The organism is Micromonospora sp. R311 (assembly GCF_056780015.1).
Genome location: NZ_JBSWCE010000046.1, coordinates 22,294 through 45,333, shown reverse-complemented (window position 1 = coordinate 45,333; position 23,040 = coordinate 22,294). Strand labels below are relative to the sequence as shown.

The 23,040-nt window shown below is 74.9% G+C and carries 20 protein-coding genes and 1 pseudogene; 6 read left to right on the top strand and 15 right to left on the bottom strand.

Features of this window, described 5'->3' with window-relative positions; translation table 11 throughout:
• The 3 genes and pseudogenes from AC1WTP_RS30065 to AC1WTP_RS30055 form a co-directional block, all read left to right on the top strand.
• A pseudogene (locus tag AC1WTP_RS30065) lies at positions 1-90 on the top strand (C39 family peptidase); the annotation flags it as partial.
• Positions 91-363: 273 nt separating this feature from the next.
• On the top strand, positions 364-1,257 hold the full coding sequence (locus tag AC1WTP_RS30060) for a DUF1996 domain-containing protein (protein ID WP_481652616.1): 894 nt from the start codon (positions 364-366) through the stop codon (positions 1,255-1,257).
• A gap of 71 nt (positions 1,258-1,328) precedes the next feature.
• Positions 1,329-1,952 (top strand): DUF305 domain-containing protein, encoded by a 624-nt coding sequence (locus AC1WTP_RS30055; protein ID WP_481652615.1) that lies wholly within the window; start codon positions 1,329-1,331, stop codon positions 1,950-1,952.
• A 231-nt stretch (positions 1,953-2,183) separates the two neighbouring features.
• Here the strand turns inward: AC1WTP_RS30055 and AC1WTP_RS30050 are convergent, their stop codons facing one another.
• From AC1WTP_RS30050 to AC1WTP_RS29980, 15 genes are all read right to left on the bottom strand, one after another.
• The gene (locus AC1WTP_RS30050) at positions 2,184-3,005 is read right to left on the bottom strand and encodes an HpcH/HpaI aldolase/citrate lyase family protein (RefSeq protein WP_481652614.1); all 822 of its coding nucleotides are present in this window, start codon (positions 3,003-3,005) and stop codon (positions 2,184-2,186) included.
• Positions 3,005-4,216 carry a CaiB/BaiF CoA transferase family protein gene (locus AC1WTP_RS30045; RefSeq protein WP_481652613.1) on the bottom strand — a complete coding sequence of 404 codons (1,212 nt, stop codon included), beginning with the start codon at positions 4,214-4,216 and terminating at the stop codon, positions 3,005-3,007. Before AC1WTP_RS30045 ends, AC1WTP_RS30050 begins: the two co-directional genes overlap by 1 nt.
• Complete coding sequence (locus AC1WTP_RS30040; RefSeq protein ID WP_481652612.1) at positions 4,213-6,366, bottom strand: alpha/beta hydrolase-fold protein; 2,154 nt, start codon at positions 6,364-6,366, stop codon at positions 4,213-4,215. The genes AC1WTP_RS30045 and AC1WTP_RS30040 overlap by 4 nt, the downstream gene beginning before the upstream one ends.
• The gene (locus AC1WTP_RS30035; protein ID WP_481652611.1) at positions 6,366-8,321 is read right to left on the bottom strand and encodes an SUMF1/EgtB/PvdO family nonheme iron enzyme; all 1,956 of its coding nucleotides are present in this window, start codon (positions 8,319-8,321) and stop codon (positions 6,366-6,368) included. The genes AC1WTP_RS30040 and AC1WTP_RS30035 overlap by 1 nt, the downstream gene beginning before the upstream one ends.
• Before the next feature lie 114 nt (positions 8,322-8,435).
• Positions 8,436-9,374, bottom strand: coding sequence for a ribokinase (locus tag AC1WTP_RS30030; RefSeq protein WP_481652610.1), 939 nt, complete (start codon positions 9,372-9,374; stop codon positions 8,436-8,438).
• Entirely contained in the window at positions 9,371-10,738 is a 1,368-nt protein-coding gene (locus AC1WTP_RS30025; protein ID WP_481652609.1) for an ADP-ribosylglycohydrolase family protein, read from the bottom strand. The genes AC1WTP_RS30030 and AC1WTP_RS30025 overlap by 4 nt, the downstream gene beginning before the upstream one ends.
• Positions 10,735-11,913, bottom strand: coding sequence for an ADP-ribosylglycohydrolase family protein (locus AC1WTP_RS30020; protein WP_481652608.1), 1,179 nt, complete (start codon positions 11,911-11,913; stop codon positions 10,735-10,737). The genes AC1WTP_RS30025 and AC1WTP_RS30020 overlap by 4 nt, the downstream gene beginning before the upstream one ends.
• Before the next feature lie 2 nt (positions 11,914-11,915).
• Positions 11,916-13,208, bottom strand: coding sequence for an ABC transporter substrate-binding protein (locus AC1WTP_RS30015; RefSeq protein WP_481652607.1), 1,293 nt, complete (start codon positions 13,206-13,208; stop codon positions 11,916-11,918).
• A gap of 30 nt (positions 13,209-13,238) precedes the next feature.
• Positions 13,239-14,078, bottom strand: coding sequence for a carbohydrate ABC transporter permease (locus AC1WTP_RS30010; protein ID WP_447139731.1), 840 nt, complete (start codon positions 14,076-14,078; stop codon positions 13,239-13,241).
• A 1-nt stretch (position 14,079) separates the two neighbouring features.
• Positions 14,080-15,015: a carbohydrate ABC transporter permease gene (locus tag AC1WTP_RS30005; RefSeq protein ID WP_481652606.1), complete on the bottom strand. Its 936-nt coding sequence runs from the start codon at positions 15,013-15,015 to the stop codon at positions 14,080-14,082.
• Positions 15,012-16,136 (bottom strand): LacI family DNA-binding transcriptional regulator, encoded by a 1,125-nt coding sequence (locus tag AC1WTP_RS30000; protein WP_481652605.1) that lies wholly within the window; start codon positions 16,134-16,136, stop codon positions 15,012-15,014. Before AC1WTP_RS30000 ends, AC1WTP_RS30005 begins: the two co-directional genes overlap by 4 nt.
• A 513-nt stretch (positions 16,137-16,649) precedes the next feature.
• Positions 16,650-16,976 (bottom strand): hypothetical protein, encoded by a 327-nt coding sequence (locus tag AC1WTP_RS29995; RefSeq protein WP_481652604.1) that lies wholly within the window; start codon positions 16,974-16,976, stop codon positions 16,650-16,652.
• Positions 16,977-17,448: 472 nt separating this feature from the next.
• Positions 17,449-18,576 carry a snapalysin family zinc-dependent metalloprotease gene (locus AC1WTP_RS29990; protein WP_481652618.1) on the bottom strand — a complete coding sequence of 376 codons (1,128 nt, stop codon included), beginning with the start codon at positions 18,574-18,576 and terminating at the stop codon, positions 17,449-17,451.
• A 203-nt stretch (positions 18,577-18,779) separates the two neighbouring features.
• On the bottom strand, positions 18,780-19,199 hold the full coding sequence (locus tag AC1WTP_RS29985; RefSeq protein ID WP_481652603.1) for an NUDIX domain-containing protein: 420 nt from the start codon (positions 19,197-19,199) through the stop codon (positions 18,780-18,782).
• A gap of 20 nt (positions 19,200-19,219) precedes the next feature.
• Positions 19,220-20,191, bottom strand: a complete 972-nt coding sequence (locus AC1WTP_RS29980) for an ArsR/SmtB family transcription factor (protein ID WP_481652602.1) — start codon at positions 20,189-20,191, stop codon at positions 19,220-19,222.
• 73 nt (positions 20,192-20,264) lie between these two features.
• Here AC1WTP_RS29980 and AC1WTP_RS29975 point away from each other — a divergent pair, with 73 nt between their 5' ends.
• The 3 genes from AC1WTP_RS29975 to AC1WTP_RS29965 all read left to right on the top strand — a co-directional run bounded on the left by AC1WTP_RS29975 (position 20,265) and on the right by AC1WTP_RS29965 (position 23,029).
• Complete coding sequence (locus AC1WTP_RS29975; RefSeq protein WP_481652601.1) at positions 20,265-21,536, top strand: MFS transporter; 1,272 nt, start codon at positions 20,265-20,267, stop codon at positions 21,534-21,536.
• Positions 21,537-21,669: 133 nt separating this feature from the next.
• A complete protein-coding gene (locus AC1WTP_RS29970) occupies positions 21,670-22,251 on the top strand; it encodes an AMIN-like domain-containing (lipo)protein (protein ID WP_481652600.1) in 582 nt (193 codons plus the stop codon).
• 97 nt (positions 22,252-22,348) lie between these two features.
• Positions 22,349-23,029 carry a response regulator gene (locus tag AC1WTP_RS29965; RefSeq protein ID WP_481652599.1) on the top strand — a complete coding sequence of 227 codons (681 nt, stop codon included), beginning with the start codon at positions 22,349-22,351 and terminating at the stop codon, positions 23,027-23,029.
• Positions 23,030-23,040 lie beyond the last annotated feature (11 nt).

Here is a 23,040-nt window from a genome sequence, read left to right as displayed (position 1 = left end):
GCCGACTCGGCCAACCCGGACACCGCCTCCTACCGGATGAGCGTGGACAACCTGGCCGACTGGATCGCCACCCGCGGCTACACCGCCTGACCCACCACCAGAACACACCGTGAAGGGCCGACCCCCACCCCGGGGGGCCGGCCCTTCACCGTCTCCGGGCGGAGTGAGGGGCGGAGCCGTTCTTCCACCCAGCGAAGCACGTATTGACAATTGTCGACCCCCGGGTGACGCTGACGAGAGAGCGCTCTCTCACCCGCCCGGGCACAGCACACCACCACCAGTCCCGCCAGGGATCTCCGATGCCTTTTTCGGCGGCGGCACCGGCAAGGGTCCCTGACCCGTACCCCCGACAGGAGTCACGAGATGGACAGGGCCGCACCCCTCTCCGGTACCCGCCGCCGGTTGCGCCTCGCGACAGCGGTCGGCGCCCTGCTGGCGCTCCTCGGCACGTACGCCGTGCTCACCGCCGCGCGGGCCGACGCCGCACCCGCTCCGTACGTCATCCGGGTGGCGGAGTTCCCCGCCGACTGCCCGTACAGCCACCGGCTGCCCGACGACCCGATCATCTTCCCCGGGCTGCCCGGCGCCTCGCACATGCACAGCTTCTTCGGCAGCACGGTGACCAACGCCCACACCGACCTGGCCGACCTGCTGAACTCGACCACCACCTGCAACCCGCGGGTGGACGTCTCGTCGTACTGGGTCCCGACGCTGTACCGCGACAACGTGCCGGTCGAGCCGACCATCGTCACGTTCTACTACCTCGGCGAAGGCGTCCGGAGCGACATCGTCGCCCGCACCGAGCCGATCCCGCAGGGGCTGCGGATCGTCGCCGGCAACGCCCGGGCCACCGGCCCGAACGACAGCATCGCCCGCTGGTCCTGCCTGCACGCCGGGCACGTACCACCGTCGAAGGACTTCGTCACCTGCCCGGCCGGCACGATGCTGGAGTCGTACCTGGACTTCCCGCAGTGCTGGAACGGTCGCGACCTGGACTCCCCCGACCACAAGAGCCACATGGCGTACCCGGTGAACCAGGCCTGCCCGGCGAGCCACCCGGTGCCGGTGCCGAAGCTGCGCCAGGTGCTGCGGTACCCGGTCAGCGGTGACCCGTCGCGGTTCCGGCTCGCCTCCGGACCGGGCTACACCATGCACGGCGACTTCTTCAACGCGTGGCCGGTGGAGGAGATGGCCCGCCGGGTCCGGGACTGCATCCGTCCGGTGATCAAGTGCGGGGCCGACGGCCGGCCGCTCTGACCGCACGCGATTCGCCCCTGGTGGCAGCGGGCCCGGCGGCACGGGTCCGCTGCCCGGGGAAGGGAGGCCGGATGCGCACCCGGGTGGCCGTGCCGTTCGTCCTGCTCGCCGCGGCGCTGCTCGGCGCGGGCTGCGCCGGCGGCGCCGGACCCGCCCCCGACACCGCGCCGCCGGGCGGCGCCGTACCCGCCGGTGGGGCCCCGTCCCCGATCGGCGAAGCGGGCGCCTTCAACCCGACCGACGTCGCCTGGCTCCAGCTGCACGTGGCGATGACCGAACGGCTGCTACCGGTGCTCGACCTGGTGCCGGCCCGGACCACCGACCCGACCTGGCGACGGCTCGCCGCCCGGGTCGCGGCCGCCCACCGCACCGACCTCGCCCGGTCCCGCCGGCTGCTGGCCGGCTCCGGCGCGCCCGCGACGAACCCGCACGAGGGCCACGACATGCCGGGCATGGTCACCGCCGACGAACTCGCGGCGCTCCGGGCGGCCACCGGCGTGCCCCTGCACCGGCTGCTCGCCCGGCACCTGCGCGCGCACCTGGCACAGGCGGTCCGGCTCGCCGCCGCGGAGCAACATGCCGGCACCCACCCGGCGACCACCGCACACGCCGCCGCGATCACCCGGGAGAGCCGTGCGGAGCTCGCTCGCCTCGACCGGCTCGCCCAGGCGTCCCGAGCCGGCACGGCGCGGTAGCGGCGGCCCGGACGACGACCCCGCACGTCCTTTGCTCTGCTTCAACCGACGCAACGAACCGGGTGGCCAACCGCTGCGTTGGTTGAAGCAGAGCAAAGGGGCCGGGACAGGTTCCTCCGGTCCGGGGCCTGGGCCGGGCCGGCGAGCCGGGCGGGCGCCGGGCTTGACCAGCCGGAGCCTGGCGGGCCCCGGAGGCAGGTCGAGATCGCCGCCGGGGCCGACGGGCCGGGCTCAGGCGGCGTACCGGGCGGCCAGGTCGACCGTGCGGCGGGCCGCCGCCACCATCGCCCGGTCGGCGAACCGACCGTCCGGCAGCACCACGGTCCCGGACTCCCGGGCCTGCGCCTCGGCCACCGCGGCGAGCAGTTCCTCCGCCCGGGCCACCTCCCGCTCCCCCGGCCGGAACGCCTCGGCGATCACCGGGAGCTGGCGCGGGTGGATGGCCGCCCGGCCGAGGAAGCCCAGCCGCCGGCCGGCGGCGCAGGAGGCGGCCAGACCGTCGGGGTCGGCCACGTGCGGGTACACCGACATCGCCGGTGGCGGCAGACCGGCCGCACGGGCCGCCACCACGATCCGGCCACGGGGCCAGGTCAACCCGTCCTCGTCGGTGACGCCCAGGTCGGAGCGGAGATCGGCCTCGCCGAGCCCGATCGAGGCCACCGCGGGATGGGCCTGGGCGATGGCGTACGCGGACTCGACGCCGAGCGCCGACTCGACCAGCGGGTGCAGCGGCACCTCGACCCGGGCCGCGAGCGCGGTCACCGTCGCGGGTGACTCCACCTTGGGCAGCCGCAACCCGGCCAGCCCCGGCCGCCCCGCGACGGCGGCCAGGTCGGCGGCGAGGTCCGGACCGGTCAGCTCGTTGACCCGGACCTGCACCGGCACCGGGTGCGGCTGCGCCAGGAACTCCGCCACCGCCGCCCGGGCGTACGCCTTGCGGCCGGCGGCCACGGCGTCCTCCAGGTCGAGGATCACCGCGTCGGCGCCCGAGGCGACCGCCTTGGCGAACCGGTCCGGCCGGTCGCCCGGTACGTAGAGCCAGGTGAGCAGCATCAGATCACCCCCTGCGCGCGCAGCCGGGCGAGCTCTGCGTCGTCCACACCGAGGGCCCGCAGCACCGCGTCGGTGTCCTGCCCGTGCCGGCGCCCGGCGTGCCGGATCTCCCCCGGCGTGCCGGAGAGCCGGAACGGCACGTTCTGCATCCGCACCTCGCCCAGCTCCTCGTCGGGCACGGTGCGCACGGTGCCCAGCGCCGCGTACTGCGGGTCGGCGAGGATGTCCCGCACGTCGTAGACCGGGGCCACCGCCGCTTCGGCCGCCTCGAACGCGGCCACCACCTCGTCCCGGTCGCGCTCGGCCACCCAGGCGCTCACCGCCGCGTCCAGCTCGTCGGCGTGCGCGGCCCGGCCGCTGCCGGTGGCGAACCACGGCTCGTCGACCAGCTCGGGACGGCCGACCAGGCGCAGCACCCGCTCGGCGATGCTCTGCGCGCTGGTGGAGACCGCGACCCAGCGCCCGTCGGCGCAGCGGTACGTGTTGCGCGGGGCGTTGTTGTTGGACCGGTTGCCCAGCCGGGGCTGGACGTAGCCGAGCTGGTCGTACCAGGTGATCTGCGGGCCGAGCATCGCCATGATCGGCTCGATGATGGCCAGGTCGACCACCTGCCCGGCGCCGGTGAGCTCCCGGCCGCGCAACGCCAGCATGACCGCGTACGCGGCGGCCAGCGCGGTCACCGAGTCGGCCAGCCCGAACGGCGGCAGGGTCGGCGGGCCGTCCGGTTCGCCGGTGGCGGCGGCGAACCCGCTCATCGCCTCGGCCAGGGTGCCGAACCCGGGCCGCCGGGCGTAAGGCCCGACCTGGCCGAAGCCGCTGATCCGGGCGATCACCAGCCGGGGGTTGACCGCGTGCAGCTCGGCCGGGCCGAGGCCCCACCGCTCCAGGGTGCCGGGGCGGAAGTTCTCCACCAGCACGTCGGCGTCGGCGACCAGCCGGCCCAGCAGTTCGGCGCCGCGCGGGTCGCCGAGGTTGAGGGTGACCGTGCGCTTGTTGCGCCCGAGCACCTTCCACCACAGCCCGACGCCGTCCTTCGCCGGGCCGTGCCCGCGCGACGGGTCGGGCTTCGCCGGGTGCTCCACCTTGACCACGTCGGCGCCGAAGTCGCCGAGGAACGCCGCGGCGAGCGGCCCGGCAAAGAGGGTGGCCAGGTCCACCACCTTCACCCCGTCGAGCGGGCCGGGCCGGCCCGGTTCGGCTGCGGCGGTCACGGCGTTCCCTTCGTCGGATCGATGGTGGCGAGGAAGACGTCCCCGTTGCCGAGCGCCCCGCCCGGCAGCGTCCCGGCGGTGCGCCCGCTGACCAGCAGCCGCCCGTCGGCGCCGAGGGCGGCGTAGACGTTCTCCTCACCGAAGGCGTCCGCGGCGTCGTCGCGGGCGGTGCCGTACTGGGCCGCGCCGAGTTGGCGGCCGCGGGAGTCCAGCCGCAGGGTCAGCACGTCCGCGCCGCCGACCGGCACCCCCAGGCTGCTGCCGGTGAAGCCGACCACGGCCACCGCCCCGCCGGGCAGGGCCACCACCTCGGCGCCACCGTCGGCGCCCCGGCCGCCGGTCACCGTCCGCCAGCGCTGTTGGCCGGCCGCGGTGTAGGCCACGGTCAGCACGTCGGAACCACCGGCGGTGGCCTCGCCACCGACCGAACCGGTGGCCACCACCGTGCCGGTGGAGCTGACCGCGAGCCCGCCGAGCAGGTCGTCACCCGCCTCGCCGACCGAGGTCGTCCAGCCGCGGTTGCCGGCCGGGTCGAAGCGCGCCAGCCACCCGTCGGTGCCGCCGAGCGGGGTGGCGCCGGGCAGGCCGGCCGAGGTGCCGCCGGCGACGTACACGCCGTCGGCGTCGACGGCCACCGCGTACGCCTTGTCCTCGCCGGCGCCGCCGAACTGCCGGCTCCAGGCGACCGACCCGTCCGGGGCGATCCGAGCCAGCACCGCGTCCTTGTCCCCGGCCGGAGCCGTCCCGTCGAACGAGCCGCTGGTGTAGCCGGCGACGTAGGCGCCGCCGTCCGGGGCGGCCGCGACGGCGTAGAACCGGTCCGCCTTGGCCGGGTCACCCGCCTGGGTCAGCCAGGACCGCTGCCCGGCCGCGGTCAGCCGGGTCACGAACCCGTCGTCGGCGGGGCTGCCGGGGTGGCGGCCGTCGAGGTCGCCCCGGGTGTAGCCGGCGGCGACCACGCCGCCGTCGGCGAGCGGCACCACCCCGTGGAGCCGGTCGTTGGCCGGGCTGCCGAACTGGGTCGTCCACCGCGCGCCGGCCGTGTCGAGGCGGCTGACGACGGCGTCCAGCCCGCCCGCGTACGGCTGGCCGGCCACCGGCCCGGAGGCCGCGTACCCGATGGTGGTGGCGCCGTCCGGGTGCCCGGCGACGCCGCCGGCCCAGTCGGTGCCCGCGCTGCCGTACGCCGGCCCGGGCAGCCCGGCCGGCGGGGTGACGCTCAGCGTGGGAGCCAGCCGCCGCAGACCGTCCACGAAGGCCGGTCGCCAGTCGGCCCAGTCGTGCCCCCCGTCGAGCACGCGGAACTCGGCGGCCACCCCGTCGGTACGACGCACGGTGTTGTAGAGGGTCGCCGCCTCGTAGTCCAGGTCGTGCACCGCGTCCGCCGGGTCCGGGTTGGCCCACTCGTCGTCGCCGACCGCGATGTACATCCGCACCGGCGACTCGGCCGCCAGGCCGGGCAGCAGCGCCGGGTAGTTCGACCGCTGGTAGACCTCGTCGGAGAAGCGCTGCTCGCCGGAGCCGAAGGCGCCGAACTCGCGCGCCGAGGAGTCGGCCGGCGGCAGCGGACGGTACACCGCCGGGCTGAGCACCAGCGCGTTGGCGAAGAGGTCCTGGTGGGCCAGCGCGTAGCGCAGCGCGCCGGCGCCGCCCATCGAGTAGCCGCCGACCAGCCGGGCGCCCCGGTGGGCCGCGGTGCGGTAGGTGGCGTCGACGTGCGCGACCAGGTCCCGGGTGAGCGCGGTCTCCACCGGCCGGCCCGGGTCGTCCGCGCCGGTGTACCCGGAGTCGACGTACCAGCTGCCGCGGCTGCTCCACGGCGCGTCGGGCAGCACGGCGACCACCGGCGGCACCTCGCCGTCGGCGATCAGCCGGTCCAGGTCGGCCTTGACCCGGGTCCACGCCGCCATGGTGTCGCCCCGGCCGTGCAGCAGGTACAGCACCGGGTAGCGGGTGGCGCCGGACGCGTCGTAGCCGTACGGCAGGTAGACGGTGTAGTCGATGTCGCCGCCCAGCGCCGGCGAGGGCGCCGAGGCGGTGGTCAGCGTGCCCGCGCGGAGCCGCTCCGCGGCGGCCGGCGCCGCGCCGGCCAGCCCGAGCGCGAGGAGTACGGCGGCGACGCCGCCGCCGATCCGCCAGCGTCTGCTCATCAGCTCTGCTCCTGTCCGGTCGGGAGGTCGGCGGCGCAGCGGAAGCCGACCTGGTCGGAGCGGGTCAGCCCGGCGCCGGTCAGCAGCAGCTTCACCGACACGTCCGGCGGCTGCGGGCCGCCGTCGACGTACCAGTCCGAGCCCTCCGCCCGGTATGCGGCCCCGCCCTTGACGATGACGAACCGGGTCCGCCCGTCGGAGTGCTCGCTCTCGGTCAGGTTCCACACCAGCGGCTCCCGGCGGGCCAGCAGCCCCGCCTCGGCGGCCACCTGCCACTCGTCCTCGGTGGGCAGCCGCAGCCCGGCCCACGCCGCGTACGCCCGGGCGTCGGCCAGCTCGACCCCGGTGACCGGGGCGTCGGCCGGCCCCTGCCCGGCGGTGAACCGCTCCGGCCGCACCGGCCGGTAGCCGGTGGCGCGCAGGAAATCGGCGTACTGGCCGTGGGTGACCTCGTGGGTGGCGATGGCGAACCGGCCCAGTGCCACGCTGCGGCGCAGGGTGCCGGTGTGGTGCAGCCGCGGCGGCAGCGGCTTCCACTCGTCGACGTACGGCGTCTCCCCGTACAGCCCGGTCTCCCGCACCCGGTGCCGCACCAGCAGCTCGCGCCGGCCGCCGTCGACGGCGACCATGCCGGCGGGCACCTCGGCGCGCGGCGCCCACGGAACGCGGGCCCGCACCGCGGCGCGGGCCGGGAAGGACGGGTCGCCGGTCGGGGCGGGGTGCGCCGGCACGACGGCGTCGGTGGCGACCACCGCGGCGATCGCGCCGGCGGGCAGCCGGCCGCCCACGGCCACCCGGCCGTCCGGGGCCGGCGTGGCGGTCAGCTCGGCGCCGGTGACCAGGTCGACGAAGCGCCGGCCGGCGCGCGCCTCGGTGACCAGCCAGGGTCCGTCGTGGTCGTCGCCGCGGTTCACCACCGTCCACAGTGGTTCGCCATCGTGCGTCCAGCGGGACGCGTACACCTGGCCGGTGCCGGGGTGGTCGGCGAGCGGGACCCAGTCCTCGGCGCGCAACCACGCGGCGTGGCTGGCCTGCACCCGGCGCATCGCCCGCAGCACCGCCCGGTCGCGGGCGTTCCAGCCGACCCAGACCCCGAAGACGCTCTCCCAGACCAGCACCCCGACCCCGTTGAGCCAGGCGGAGTGCAGCTCGTCGAGGTGGTCGCGGTGCCACCGGCGGGTGTGGTGCAGCACGTGCCGCCGCTCGAACCACTTGGCCCGCAGCACGCCGGGCACCTCGGAGTCGGCGAACCACTGCGCCCAGGACATCGCGTGGTCGGCGATCCGGGCCAGCGGCACCCGGCTCTCCCCCTCCAGCACCATGCCGGGCCGGACGGCGTCCAGCTCGCGGCGCAGCTCGTCCGCGCCCTCCTTGAGGGTGTCCAGGAAGACGCCGTCGACGCCGAGCTTGCCGGCCAGCGCCGCGACCTCCTCGGCGTCGGTGCCGGTCTCCCGCCGGGTGCCGGTGTCCCACGGGTTGTAGTCGACGAACACCCGGACCCCGCGGGCCTGGAAGGCGCGCACCACCTCGGGCAGCTCGGGCACGTCCCGGTACCAGTCGAACTGGTTGCGGTCGTCCAGCCCGATCACCGGGTACGCGTGCCAGAGCACCACGCCGTCGAAGCCGCCGAAGTCCCGGCCGGCCGCGTCGAGGAACGCGTCGACGGTGAAGACCCCGCGCTCGTGGTCGTAGAGCGTCTCGTCCCAGAGCCAGGCCAGGCAGACGCTGAAGCAGTCGAGCGGGATCTCGTCGTAGTGCGCCCCGGTGTAGCCCAGCCGTGCCCGCGCGTCGGCGCGCCAGCGGGTGAGCTGGTCGCGCCAGGCCGGCCAGCGCGCCGGGTCGTCCGGTGCCGCGAAGATCTTCGCCTCGTCCAGCGCGGCCAGGTCGGCGTGCCCACCGAGCGGCACCTCGGTGGGCCGGTCGATCGGGCGCGGCACGTACGGGTTGAAACTCACGGCGTCACCTCGGTTCGCGATTGCGGGGCTCGCAACACCGGCTCACTCCTCACGCTCACGGCGTCACCTCGGTTCGCGATTGCGGGGCTCGCAACACCGGCTCACTCCTCACGCTCACGGCGTCCCCCGGTATGTCGCGGTGTACAGGGCCTCGATGGCGGCCCGCTCGGGCAGCGCGGTCGACGCGCCGGGACGCTGGGCGCAGGCCGCGCCCGCGGCGCACGCCCAGCGCAGGATCGCGGTGACCGTGTCGGCGTCGAGCGCGCCGCCGCGCTCGGCCCACCCGACCGCCAGCGCCGCGGTGAACGCGTCACCGGCCGCGGTGGTGTCCACCGCCTCGATCCGCGGCGGCGGGATCTCCAGGCGCAGGCCGCGCCGGTCGGCGTACGCGGCGCCCCGCGCGCCGAGCGTCAGTACCACCCGCGGCACCAGCTCCAGCAGGGCGTCCAGCAGCACGGGCGGGTCCTCGGCGAAGACGCCGGCGACCACCGCCGCCTCGTGCTCGTTGACCACCAGCACGTCGACCAGGTCGAGCAGCTCCGCCGGCAGCGGCGCGGCGGGCGCGGCGTTGAGCACCACCGTGGTGCCCCCGGCGCGGGCCAGGCCGGCGGCGGTGACCACGGTCGGCAGCGGCACCTCCAGCTGGAGCAGCAGCACGTCCGCCGCGCCGATGGCGGCCCGGTCGGCGGCGTCCAGCTCGGTCAGCGCGGCGTTGGCGCCGGGGGCGACGACGATGAAGTTCTCCGCCGACCAGTCGACGGCGATCAACGCCACCCCGGACGCGCCCGGCACCGCGCGCAAGCCGGTCACCGCCACGCCGGCGTCCACCAGGTTCGCCCGCAGCTGCCGACCGAACTCGTCGTCGCCCACCGCGCCGACGAACGCGCACGCGGCGCCGGCCCGGGCGGCGGCGACCGCCTGGTTGGCCCCCTTGCCGCCGGGCACGGTGCGGAAGTCGTCGCCGAGCACCGTCTCGCCGGGACGCGGCAGCTGGGGCGCGGTGACCACCAGGTCCAGGTTGGCGCTGCCCACCACGACCACCTGGGCGGTCATCGGGCGCCTCCCGGGGTCACGGCCGGGTCGGCCAGCGCGGCGGTACGGGTGGCCAGCTCCGCGAAGCCGATCCCGTCGAAGCCGGCGATGCTGCTGGCCAGCCGCCCGCGCAGCGGGTCGACCCAGCGGCCGGGCAGGCCGGACGCGCCGGTCAGCGCCCCGGTCACCGCGCCGACGGTGGCGCCGGTGGAATCGGTGTCCCAGCCCCCGCTGACCACCGCGCAGATCGATCGCTCCAGGTCCCCCCGCCCGTACGCCAGCGCGGCCGCGACCAGGGCGGCGTTGTTGCGTACGTGCACCCAGTGCAGGTGGCCGTGCCGGGCGTACAGCTCGTCGAGCACGGTCTCCCAGTCGTCGGTGCCGGCGCCCAGCGCCCGCGCCTCGCGCACCGCCGCGGCGAACCGGCTGCGCGGCGGCAGCACCGCCTCGCCGGCGTCGAGCACCTCGTCGACGTTCCCGGCGACCGTCGCGGTGGCCGCCATGGCGGCCACCCAGATCGCCCCGTACACGCCGCCACGGACGTGGCTGACGGTGGCGTCGCGCCAGGCCAGCTCGGCGGCCCGGTCGGGGCGGCCCGGGTTGACCCAGCCGTAGACGTCGGTGCGGATCTGCGCGCCGATCCACTCCCGGAACGGGTTGTGCCGCCGCGCCGACTGCGGCGGGGCCAGCCCGAGCAGCAGGTTGCGGTAGGCCACCCGCTCGGCGGTGAAGACCCGCCCGCCGGGCAGCCAGTCCAGCCACGCCTGGGCCACGTCGGCGCTGGTGAAGTCCCGGCCGTGGGTCTCCAGCACGCGCAGCGCCAGCAGCGCGAAGTTCAGGTCGTCGTCCTCGGGCATGCCGTCGATGTTCTCGGCGAGGCTGGTCGGCGCGCTGCGCCGGTTCCACGGCCAACGGGCGCCCACCTCCGCGGGCAGGCCCCGCGCGGTGAACCAGTCCCGCAGCGGCCACCGGCCGGTCGCGGTGAGGATCTCCCGGATCCCGTGGCGGGGGATCTTCTCCACCGGTTTGCCGAGCAGGCAGCCCACCGCCCGGCCCAGCCAGGCGCCGTGCAGCCGGTCGTACGCCGCCGGTCCGGCCGGCAGCGACCAGGTCGCCGGCCAGCCGGCCCGCACGTCGGCGAGCTCCTCCGGCTCGTCCGCCGAGCCGGCCGGCGGCAGCGCGTCGGCGGCGTCCAGCAGTTCGGTGGCGAGCGCCCGCAGCCGCGGCGGGGCCGGGCTCGCCGAGGCGCCGCTCACCGGCGGGGTGGGATCCCCGCCCGCGGCGACCCACCGCTCGGCGATCGCCGTCACGTCCCGCCCCTCGTCCCGGCTGGCCGCGATCTCGTGCGGCAACACGTCCTCGGGCTGCACCCAGGTGATCCTCACCGGGCCGACTCCCCCGCCGCCTCCCCGGCCCGCTCCTCCGTCCGCGCCAGCCCGCCGAAGCGCTCGGCCCGGCGGGCGAACCGCGCCCGGTCGCGGTCGAACACCTCGGTGGCCACCGCGGCGAGCACCCGCGCCGGCTCGACCAGGTCGGTACGCGAGGCGGTGCCGACCGCCGTCGACCACTCGGCGGGGACCGCCGCCGCGCCGCCCAGCGCGCCGGCGATCGCGCCGGCCATGGTGGCGGTGGAGTCGGCGTCCCGGCCGTAGTTGACCGCGCCGAGCACCGCCCGCCGGTAGTCGCCGCCGGCCACCACCAGCATGCCGAGCGCCACCGGCAGCTCCTCGATGGCGTGCAGCCGGCTGGGCCGGCGGGCCCCGAGACCGGGGTTGCGGTACTCCTCGCCGACCGTGTCGTAGGGGGCCACCGCGGCGCGCAACGGCGCGATGGCGACCCGCCAGTCGTCGTACCCCCGGGCCTCCTTGACCACCGCGTCGATGGCCGCCCGGGTGCCGTCGCGGGCCACGTCGAGCGCGGCGGCGACGACGTCCTCGACGCCCGCCCCGGGGGCCGCGGCGGCGGCGACCGCGGCGGCGAAGACCGCCGCGGCCTCCCGCCCGTAGCTGTGCTGGTGCGCCCCGGCGATCTCCACCGCCTCGGCGTACGCCCCGGCCGGGTCGCCCGCGTTGACGATGCCGACCGGGGCCATGTACATGGCCGCGCCGCAGTTGACGATGTTGCCCACGCCCGCCTCGCGGGGGTCGGCGTGCGCGTGGTGCAGGCGGGTGACCAGCCACCGCTCGGCGGCCGCGAGCCGGTGGAAGGTCACCCCCTCGCGCTCCAGGTCGGGGATGTACACCACCCGCTCGATCAGGTCGGGGACGAGCAGTTCCACCACGTCGTACGCGTCGAGGTGGTCCCGCTTGGCCGCGTACGCCCGCACCAGCGCGTGGGTCATCAACGTGTCGTCGGTGATGTGCCCGTCGCCCTTGTGGTACGGCGCGAGTGGCCGCGCGGTTGCCCAGTCGGCGTGGAACGGGGGCACGATGCCCTCGACCCAGCCGCCGAAGCGGGTGCGGATCTGCTCCGGAAGTGCCGTCTCGGTGGCCCCGCCGAGGGCATCGCCCACGGCGGCGCCGACCAGACATCCGACCGACTTGTCGAGCAAGAGTGACATCGTTACCTCAGAACCTGCTTGCCACCGTCGACCAGCTGCGTGCCGAGCTGATCCAGGGTGATCTTGTTGGCGAAGTACTGCTGCAGGGCCGGCGTGGCGTACTTGGTCTTCCACTCCGGGTAGCCGTCGGCCATCTGGAACGGCGCGACGGTCAGGTCGGCCGCGCTGTCCGCGGCGACGTCCCAGCCCTGCTTGCCGCCGGTCAGCTTGACCAGCTCCTGGTTGGCCTGCTTGCCGGTGGGGACCAGCCAGTCACCCTTGGCCAGCGCGGCCATGTTGGCCGGGTTGAGGAAATACTCCAGGAACTGCGCGGCCTGCTTCTTGCTCTTCGAGTCCTCGGCGATGGACAGCGTCTGCGGGTTCGCCGCCTGCTTGCTGGACAGTCCCTTGACCGGCGGCAGGGTCACCCACTCGAAGCCGGCCGGGGCCTGCTCGACCATCTGCTGGCGCAGCGACACCGAGCCGGGCAGCATGGCGTACTTGCCGCCGAAGAAGCCGGGCAGGGTGTCGGCGCCGCTCATCCCGAGCGCCTCGGGGGACGCCGACTTCGTCGTGTAGATCATGTCGTGGATCCGCTTCGGGACCTCCTTTTCCGCGTCGCCGACCTTGACCTCGGTCCTGCCGCCGTCGGTGTAGAAGAACTTCCCGTCGAAGTTGAGCGCCAGGTTCAGCACCCGGTTGGTCGGCGACTTCAGCGCCCACGCCACGCCGTACTGGCCGGGCTTGGTCAGCTTCTGCGCGTTGGCCTGGAACTCGTCCCAGGTCCAGCCGCCGTCGGCCGGGGGCACCGCGACGCCGGCCGCGTCGAGCAGCTTCTTGTTGGCGATGACGACCTGCGACTCCAGCAGGAACGGCACGCCGGTGACCTTGCCGTCGTAGGTGACGGTGTCCCAGATGCCTTGGTCGATCTGGCCCTTCAGGTCGCCGGAGATGAGGTTGGACAGGTCGGCCAGGTAGCCCTGCTTGCTGAACTCGCCGATCGCGGACGCCTCGTAGTGCACGATGTCCGGCGCGTCGCCGCCCTCGAAGGAGGTGAGCAGCTGGTCGTGCACCGAGTTCCAGTCACCCTGGACGTACTCGACCTGGATGTCCGGGTGCTCGGCGTTCCACTTGGCGACCAGGTCCTTGTTGGCCTGCAGCGACTCCTTCTGCCAGGCGAGGCTGAGGAAGCGCAGCTTCACCGGGCCGGACGTGGCCTCGTCGTCGCCGCCGTCGCCGCACGCGGCGAGCGCGCCGAGGCCGACGACCGCGACCGCGGCGGTCGCGGCGAGTCGACGGAATCTTCTGGGGAGCATGGGGGATACCTCCTCGGTGGTGGGTGGGGGTCAGCCCTTGACCGCGCCGGCGAGCGACCCGGACGAGAGCCGGCGTTGCATGAACGCGAAGAAGACCAGGCTGGGCAGGGTGGCCAGCAGTGAACCGGCGGCCAGCGGGCCCAGCCGGGCAGTGCCCTCGATGCCGACGAACCGGGCCAGCGCCACCGGCAGGGTGGCCAGCTCCGGGGTCTTGATCAGCACCAGGGCGAAGAAGAACTCGTTCCAGGCGGAGATGAACGAGAACAGCGCGGTGGCGACCACGCCGGGGGCGAGCAGCGGGAAGACCACCCGGCGCAGCACCTGGACCCGGCTGGCGCCGTCCACGCTGGCGGCCTCCTCCAGCTCGCGCGGGATGTTGCGGACGAAGCCCTGCAGCATCCACAGCGCGAACGGCAGCGCCCAGACCACGTAGATCAGCACCAGCCCGGCGTGCGTGTTGGCCAGCCCGACCTGCCGCAGCACCAGGAAGATCGGGATGATCAGCAGCACGAACGGGAAGAGCTGGGAGAGCAGCACCCAGCCCAGGGCCGCGGTGCCGAGCTTGGAGCGGAACCGGGCCAGGGCGTACGACGCGGGCAGCGCGACCAGGACGGTGAGCACGGCCGAGGCGAGCGAGACCTGGAGACTGTTCAGGGCCGCCCGGCCCAGCTCCTGCTCGGTGAAGGCCTGCACGAAGTTCTGCACCGTCGGGTTGCCCGGGATCAGCGTCGGGTGCAGCTGCACCAGTTCCCGCGGCGGCTTAAAGGCCGTCGAGACCAGCCAGACCAGCGGGAACCCGAGGAAGATCAGGTAGCCGGTCAGCGCCAGGTACTGCAGCGTCCGCCCGGTACGGCTCGGCCGTCCGATCATGTCAGTTCGCCTCCCTCAGCCGGCGACGCAGGTAGACGGCGAGCAGCGCCACGATGATCACGACCATCACGTTGCCGAGCGCGGCGGCGTAGCCGTAGTTGCCGTAGCGGAACGCCTCCTCGTAGGCGAAGAGCATCGGCAGCATGGTCTTGCCGCCCGGTCCGCCCGCGGTGAGCACGTAGACCAGCCCGAACGAGTTGAAGTTCCAGATGAAGTCCAGCGAGGTGATCGCCACGATCACCGGCGCCAGCGCGGGCAGCGTGACGTGCCGGAACCGGTGCCAGGCGCTGGCCCCGTCCACCGCGGCCGCCTCGTGCAGCTCGCGGGCCACGCCCTGCAGGCCGGCCAGCAGGACCACGGTGGTCTGCGGCATGCCCGCCCAGACGCCCACGAGGATCACCGCGGGCAGGGCGGTGCTGAAGTCGCCGAGCCAGTTGGTCCGCAGCCCGTCCGCGCCCACCCGGTGGAAGAACTCGTTCAGCAGCCCGGCGTCCGGGTGGTAGACCAGCTTCCAGAGGATGCCGACCACCACCGGGGGCATCGCCCAGGGCACCACGGCCAGCACCCGCGCCACGCCCCGGAAGCGCAGCTGCTGGTTCAGCAGCAGCGCCAGGCCGAGGGCGAGCACGAACTGCAGCACGGTCACCCCGAACGCCCAGAGCAGACCGATCTTGAACGAGTTCCAGAACAGCTCGTCGCCGAGCAGCTCCCGGTAGTTCGCCAGCCCGGTGAAGCTGACCTCGACGTTGCGCCCGGCCCTCGCGTCGGTGAAGCCCAGGTACATGCCGCGCAGCAGCGGGAAGACCGACAGCACCAGGATCGGCAGCAGCGACGGGAGCAGCAGCAGGTAGATCATGGTCCGGTCGGAGCGGGAGCGGATGCCCCGGCCGGGCTTTCCGGCCCGTTCGACGTCCGGCCGCTCGGCCAGCGTGGTCACGGGATCACCTCCTCGCTCGCGGCCGCGGGGCTCGCGGACTCACTCCTCGCGGGCACAGCTGGCACCTCTCCGGTGGACGGGCGGGGATTCGGCACCCCGGCCCGGCTGGAGGCACGCACGGCGAGGCTGGGCGGCACCTGCTCGCGCCGGGGCGGCAGCGCCGGGTCGGCGATCCGGGTCAGCAGCAGCTCGGCAGCGCGGCGACCGCGCTCGGCCGAGCCGAGGGAGACGCTGGACAGCTGCGGGAACATCATCTGGGCCAGCTCGGTGTCGTCCATGCCGACCACGGCCACGTCCTCCGGCACCCGGTGCCCGGCGGCCAGCAGCGCGTGCAGCGCGCCGACCGCGATCAGGTCGTTGGCGCAGACCAGCGCGTCCGGGCGGGCCCGCGCGAGCAGCCGCTCGGCGGCGGCGCGGCCGGCCGCGTACTGGAAGTCGCCGACCTCGACCAGACGCTCGTCGAGGCCGATGCCGTGCTCGGCCAGGGCGGCCCGGAAGCCGGCGTCCCGGGCGGCGCCGGGGACGGTGTCCAGCGGGCCGTTGACGAAACCGATCCGGCGCCGACCGGCGGCGAGCAGATGCTCCACCGCCAGCGCGACGCCGCGCCGCGAGTCGGTACGCACATTGTCCACCGGGGCGTCGGCGCCGAGCTGACCAACCACCACCACCGGCACCGGGCTGTCCACCATGGCGGCGAGGTGGTCGTCGGTGACCCGGATCGGCGAGAGGATCATGCCGTCGACATAGCGGTTGGCCAGCCGCCGCAGCAGGGTAGTCTCGTTGTCGATCCGCCCGCCGGTGGCGTGCACCAGCAACTGCCGGCCGGACGCGGCGACCACCGCTTCGATCGCGCGCATCATCGCCACGTACACCGGGTTGCCGATGTCCTCGACCGCGAGCGCGACCAGGCCGGTGCGCTGGGACTGCAGGGAGCGGGCGATGGCGTTGGGCACGTAGCCGACCTCGGCCGCCGCGGCGCGGACCTTGCGGATGGTCTCCGGGCTGCCGCCGACGCCGTTGAGCACCCGGGAGGCGGAGGCGATGGAGACACCGGCGCGGGCGGCCACGGTGTGCACGGTGGGCCGGCCGTCGGTCGACGCCTGTAAACGTTTACGACCCACGACCGCCACCTCCACCTGATTGCTGTAAACGTTTCCGGGAGTTTGCGCCACCCGCGCCGCCAAGGTCAAGGGCTCGTTACGAAAACGTTTCCAACCCGGATCCGCGCCGGCCAGGCGGTACGGATGTCACGCGGACACCCGCCACCGCGCGGCGCGGTGCGGTGCGGCGCGGTGCGGTGCGGCGCGGTGCGGTGCGGTGCCGCGCGCACGTGCTGGCACCTGCGGGTCGTCAGCGCGTCGCGCCCGGCGTGTCGCGGCCCAGGCGGTCACGTCCGCCGGAGCGCGATACCGGAGAGTCATCAAGATGCCGCTGAGTCATCACCCTCGAGACGAACCCACCGGCAGAGGGGATCCGGTCACGACGGTCGTGGCGGCATCGGTTCCGGGAGCGCCGGACATCCGGGACCGGACGCCCGGACGGCCGCCAGACGTGGCCGGTGCCCGAGCTTCGGCCCCGGTGCCGGCAACGGTGGCCGGCTGGCAGCCGCCCGGGCCAGCCGACGGCCCGGAGGGTCAGGAGCCGCGGTTGCGTTCCTGGGCGAGCCGCTCGTCGAGCCGGCCCAACTCGTAGATGGCGTTCAAATTGGTCGGCAGCCGGGTCACGTTGTCGTCGACCGGACCGGGCGCGACGGCCGGCGCCGGGGCGGCCGGGGCGGCGGGGGCGGCGGGCGCGACCTCCGGCCGGCGGCGGCGCAACAGCAGCGCCCCGGACACCGCCAGGGCGCCGATGCCCATGCCGAACACCATCCACTGGAGCCGGTCGTCGTCCCCGGGTGCGGCCGGAGCGGTCAGCGATGACGGGGTGTCGACGACGGCGCTGCGCCCGTCCGGCGCCGGCACCGCGCCCTCCTGGCGCCGGCCCGACCCCTCGCCGGCACGTCCGACGACCGGCGCACCGGGCCCGGCGGAGGTCGAGGTCCCGGCGGCGGCCGACGACGACGGACCGGCTGGAGCGGCTGGAGCGGGAGCCGAGGCCGACGGGCCGGGAGCGCTCGGGGTGGGCGGGGCGCTCGGCGTGGGGGTGCCGTCGCCGCCGCCCAGGAGGTCACCGACGGCCCGCCCAACTCCGCCGAGAAGCCCTCCGACCAGCCCGCCGGAACCCGACGACGACGGTGCGGGCGTCGGCGCGGGCGCCAACGCCAGGGTCAGGGCGAGTGCGGCCACGGCAGGCATGGATCACCTCGGAAGGGGTCGATATGTGAGCACCGTACCGCACACCCCGTGTCGGCCGCGTGACGCCCTACGGCGTCCGCCCTCCGGGCACGGTCCACGGGGGACGCCGCGACGGCGTCCCCCGTGACCGGCGGGCGGATCAGGACGGCAGGCCGCCGACCTGGGTGTTGATCCACGACCGGATGGACGGCAGGTCGCCGTAGATGGACGGACCGGTGGCGCAGACCGAGTTGTTGTTGCCGGACCGGCTGGTCGCGCCGATCAGGTTCCACACCCCGTTGATCCGGCGCACCTGCGGCCCGCCGGAGTCGCCGTAGCAGGCGCCGGAGTTGCCGTTGGTGTTGTTCGTGCAGATCTCGTACGGGCCGTTGATGCCGATGCAGCGGCTGTCCGACACGATCGAGGTGTCCAGCTCGTGCGCCACCGTCGGGGCGCCACCGCAGCCGCGGGTCGGGCAGGTCTGGCCCCAGCCGATGATCCGGGTCGCCGTGCCGACCGCGCCGGAGGTGGTCGGGATGGGCGCCGGGGCGTAGCTGACCGAGTTGGCCAGTTGCAGCAGCTTGACGTCGATCGTGGGGTGGTTGACCGCCCGGGTCACCCCGACCAGGGTCCCGCCGCTGGTGCGGTAGATGCTGCCCACCCGCACCGAGGAGGGGGTCGGGCAGTGCCGGGCGGTGACCGCCCAGTTCGCCTTGATCAGGGTGCCGGTGCAGCCGGAGACGTAGACCATCCACGGGTAGTTCTCGGTGGCCGGGCGGCCGCCGACCACCAGCGGCGTCACGTCGCCGTCGGCGGCCTCGGTCCAGGTGTACGTCCCCGCGACGGTGGCCGCGGCGAGGCCGCCGGCGAAGAGCTGGTTGACCCGGCTGGCCTCGGCTGAGCTGGGGTAGGCGTTGCGGCAGGAGACCGGGGCGCTGCTGCCGGACATCAGGTCGGAGCAGAGGCCGGTGCGCCGGTCGGGCAGGCCGAGGATGTGACCCAGCTCGTGGCTGGCGATGCGGGTGCGGTCGTAGCCCTGGTTGACCGCCGTCCAGCCCATCCAGATCCGGCCGTTGCCCAGGCTGGTGACCTGCGCCCGCGGCCAGCCGCTGTCGACGTAGATGGTGACGTTGCCGGGGGTGCGGGCGACCAGTTGGACGTTGCTGACCCGGCTGTTCCAGATCTGCGCCGCCTGGTCGAAGTTGGTGCGGAACTCGCCGGCGCGGCTCGCGTCGTAGTACACGGTGCGGGCGGCGGCCGACGCGGTCGCGCCGGTGGCCACCTGCATCCCGGCCGCGGCCAGGACGGCTGTCAGCACGGCTCCCGCCGCGCGCAGCAGTTGTCGTCGGAACATCACGTACTCCCCTGAGGTTCACGGCGGCGGCGCCGCCGCATCGATGTACGTGAATGTTAGATCGGTCGCCGTCGATATCCCCCATAACGGCAACGTCATACCGACCGCCGAACCGTCCGGCCAGCCGGCCCGGCGCGTCAGGGCAGCGGATCGGGCAGCATCGCCAGGGTCGCCGGCAGTTGCGAGTGCAGCGGCTCGGGCAGCGCGTCCCGGGTGTACCAGCCCAACCGGTCGAACTTGTGCGGCTCGCCGATCGCCACCGTCACCGGGTCGACCCGGACGGCGAAGACCACCGCCACCCAGTGCGACGGCGGGTCGGCGCGCAGCACGTTGCGGACCCCGAGCAGGGTGGTCGCCCGGGGCGTGGTCGCGTACTCCTCGGTGACCTCCCGGGCGACCGCCGCCTCGAACGTCTCGCCGAACTCCAGCGCGCCCGCGCCGGTGTCCCAGGTACCCGGCTCGTCGCGCGCCCCGGCGGCGCGCCGGGCCAGCAGCAGCCGCCCCGCGCCGTCGTGGCAGACGAACACGCAGGAGACCTTCGGCGTACGCCCGGTCATGGTTCCCCTTCCGTCCGGTGTCACGGCGCGGCGGCGACCAGCGCCTCGCCCGCCGTGGTGCGGGCGTAGAGCACGAAGCGGCCGGCGCGGTGCGCGCCCACCAGACCGGCCGCGCGCAGCGCACCGAGGTGCGTCGACACCGTACCCGGGGTCAGCCCGCACCGGTCGGCCAGTTCGGTGGTGGAGGTCGGCACCGCCAACTCGTGCAGCAGCGCGGCCCGGGTGCGGCCGAGCACCCGGGCCAGCCCGCGACCGTGCGGACCCGGGGCCCGCTCCCAGAGCGTGGCCACCGCGCGGGCCGGGTAGCGCAGCACCGGCTGCCCCGGTGAGCCGAAGTTGGACCAGACCCGGGGACCGCAGAAGACCGACGGGACCAGCAGCAGCCCCCGCCCGTCGAGCCGCACCGCGCCGGAGATGACCAGGTGGTCGACGTGCAGGGTGTCGCCGTCCAGCCGGACGTACGGGTCGAGGTGGTTGAGCAGGCCGTCCATCCCCTCGCTGGCCATCCGCTGCGCGCCGAGCAGCACCTCCCGTTCCAGCAGGGTCCGCATCCGCGGCCAGTACGGCGCCAGCACCGCGTCGGCGTACGCCCGGATCACCTCGGCCAACCGGGCGAGCCCGGCCGGCGGGTCGTCGTACAGGGCGGCCAGCCACGGGGAGCGCGGCCCGGGCATGCCGTCGAGGCTCGCCCGGACGGCGTCCGGAGCGGCGCCGGCGAGGGTGGCCAGTTCCACGTCGAGGGTGGGCTGCGAGGTGGCCGGCGGCGGGCAGACGAAGGTCGGGATGACCACCGTCGGCAGCGGAACGAGGTCGGCGAGGAGCCGCCAGTCCACGCCGGCCAGGCGCGGGCGGACCCGCTCGACCCAGGGCAGGTGCTCGGGAAACAGGTGCGGTTGTTTGAGGATGCGTACGCTGCCGACCGCCTCCCACAGCGGCGACACCGCGAACCGGGTCAGCGCCAGGTCCCGCGCGCCCAGCCCGACCAGCATCATGGCAGCACCCCCGTGGATTCGACGAGCGCCAAATCTATCGCTCCTCGACGGCGCGGCCGGCACCGTGACCGGCATGACCACCGTCTCCACGGCTCCCGGGCCGGCGCAGCGCGACCGCCGCTGGCCCCGCCCGTTCCGGTTGCTCTACACCGCCGCACTCGTCGACGGCATCGGTTTCCACGTCGGCCAACTCGCCGTTCCGGTGCTCGCCGTCTCCCTGCTGGCGGCCAGCCCCGGGCAGGTGGGACTGCTCGGCGCGCTGAGCACCGCCGCGTTCCTGCTGATCGGCCTGCCAGCCGGCGTCTGGGTCGACCGGCTGCCCCGGCGCACGGTGCTGGTCACCGCGGACGTGACCCGGGCCGCGCTGGTGGCGTCCGTGCCGGCGGCGTGGTCGGTCGGCTGGCTGAGCATCGAGCAGCTCTACCTGGTGGTGCTGCTGACCGGCGTCGGCACGGTCTTCGCCGACGTCGCGGCGCAGAGCTACCTGCCGGAGCTGGTCGGCCGGGACCGCCTGGTCGCGGCGAACTCGTTGCTGATGAGTACCGGCGCGACCCTGCAGATCGCCGGCCGGGGGCTCGGCGGGCTGGTCGTGCAGGCACTCACCGCGCCGGTGGCGATCGTGGTGGACGCGGTCACCTTCGCGCTCTCCGCGGCGATCCTCCGGCGGATCCCGGCCAGCGTTCCGCGGGAGCCATCCCGCCGGGCGGCGGGCGGGTTCGGCCGGCAGCTCGGCGCGGGCGTCCGGCACGTGTTCGGCAACCCGCTGCTGCGCCCGCTCGCCGTCTCGACCGCGAGCATCAACCTCACCATGCAGCTGACCACCACGATGCTCCCGGCGGTGTTCCTGCGCGAGCTGGGCCTGGGTGCGGCCGCCCTCGGGCTGTTCCTCGGCGTGGGCGGGGTCGGCGCGTTGCTCGGCGCGCTGACCGCCCGACCGCTGGCCGACCGGATCGGCCAGGGTCGCGCCCTGTGGCTGCCCGGCCTGCTCGTCGCGCCGCTCGGCCTGCTCGTCGCGCTGATCGACACCGGGCCGATGCTGTGGCTGGCCGGGCTCGGCTGGCTCGCGCTGGCCTGGCGGACCGGGGTGGGCAACGTCATCGGCGTGAGCCTGCGGCAGGGCAGCACCCCGGACGCGCTGCTCGGGCGGATGAACGCCACCTTCCGCTTCCTGCTCACCGGGGCGCTCACCGTCGGCGCGGTCGTCGCCGGCCTGCTCGGCCAGTACGCCGACGTGCGCACCTCGCTGGTGGTTGGCGCCATCGCCAACGGCCTGACCTGGCTGCCGGTCTGCTGCGCACCGTTGCGGACGCTGCGCCGGCCGCCGGAGTCCGCCCCGGCGTCCTGACCCGCCAGCTGTTACCCCGGCGTTACGCCACGGCGAAGTCGCTGTGCCGGACCGGCTCGACGGTGGACGGCGAGGCCACCGGCGACGAGGCCGACCGAGGTGGTCCGGAGGCAACGATTCGAGGGGGACGACGATGAGGATCAGGAGTGCGCTCACGGCGCTGGTGGTCGTGCTCGCCGGGCTGGTCGCCGGCGCGGGCACCGGCACCGCGGCGACCACCACCACCGCGGCGGCGACCGGGTCGCCGTACTGCGGGATCACCTGGGGCAGCGGGACGAAGTCGGCCGGCACGCTGAGCACCGCGCCACTGGTCGAGGTGCGCACCGGCCGGCACGACTGCTTCGACCGGGTGGTGTTCGAGTTCGACGGGGCGGTGACCGGCTACACGGTCACCTACGGCGAGACCTGGACCGAGGGCGAGGGGCTGGCGCTGTCGCCGTACACGGCCGGGGACGAGCTGCTGCGGGTCTCCCTCCAGGCCCCGGCGTACGACGACGAGCGGCGGGCCACCGTGCCGTACCGGGTCGGCGAGCACGCGGCGAACGTGCTGCGCTACCGGACCCTGCGGGACGTGGTCTTCGGCGGCAGCTTCGAGGGCTACACCACCTTCGCCGTCGGGGTGCGGGCCCGGCTGCCGTTCCGGGTGTTCGTGCTCGCCGGCCCCGGCACGCACAGCCGGATCGTGCTCGACGTCGCCCACCAGTGGCAGCAGTGACCGACCCGCGCGGTGGAGGGCCCGGCGCCGGCCGGGCCCTCCACATCGTCCGTTGCGGCAGGTCGGCGGCGGGTCGTGGCGGGACTAGTCTCGGATGATGGAGGGCCACGTGCTGGTGGTCGAGGACGATGCCTCCATCCGGGAGGTCACCGCCCTGGGTCTGCGCCGTGCCGGTTTCCGGGTCAGCACCGCCGTCGACGGCCGGGAGGCGCTCGCGGTCTGGCGGGCCCGGCCGGTCGACCTGATCGTGCTCGACGTCATGCTGCCCGGCCTGGACGGCTTCGAGGTGTGCCGGGAGATCCGGCGGACCAGCCAGGTGCCCGTCCTCATGCTGACCGCCCGCACCGACACCATCGACGTGGTGGTCGGCCTGGAGTCCGGCGCCGACGACTACCTGCGCAAGCCGTTCGACCTGCCGGAGCTGGTCGCCCGGGTCCGCTCGGTGCTGCGCCGGGCCACCGCGCCGGTCACCCCGGGCACGTTCACCGTCGGCGGGCTGGAGATCGACCCGGCCAGCTTCGTCGCCCGCAAGGACGGCCGGGACCTGCCGCTGACCGCCACCGAGTTCCGGCTGCTGCTGGAGCTGGCCCGCCGCCCGGGCCAGGTCTTCACCCGGGAGATGCTGCTGGACCGGGTGTGGAACCACAGCTACCTCGGTGACAGCCGGCTGGTCGACGTGGCGGTGCAGCGGCTGCGCGCCAAGGTGGAGGACGACCCGGCCCATCCCCGGCTGGTGCGCACCGTCCGCGGCGCCGGCTACAAGCTCTCCACGGCGTGAGGGAGGAGGCA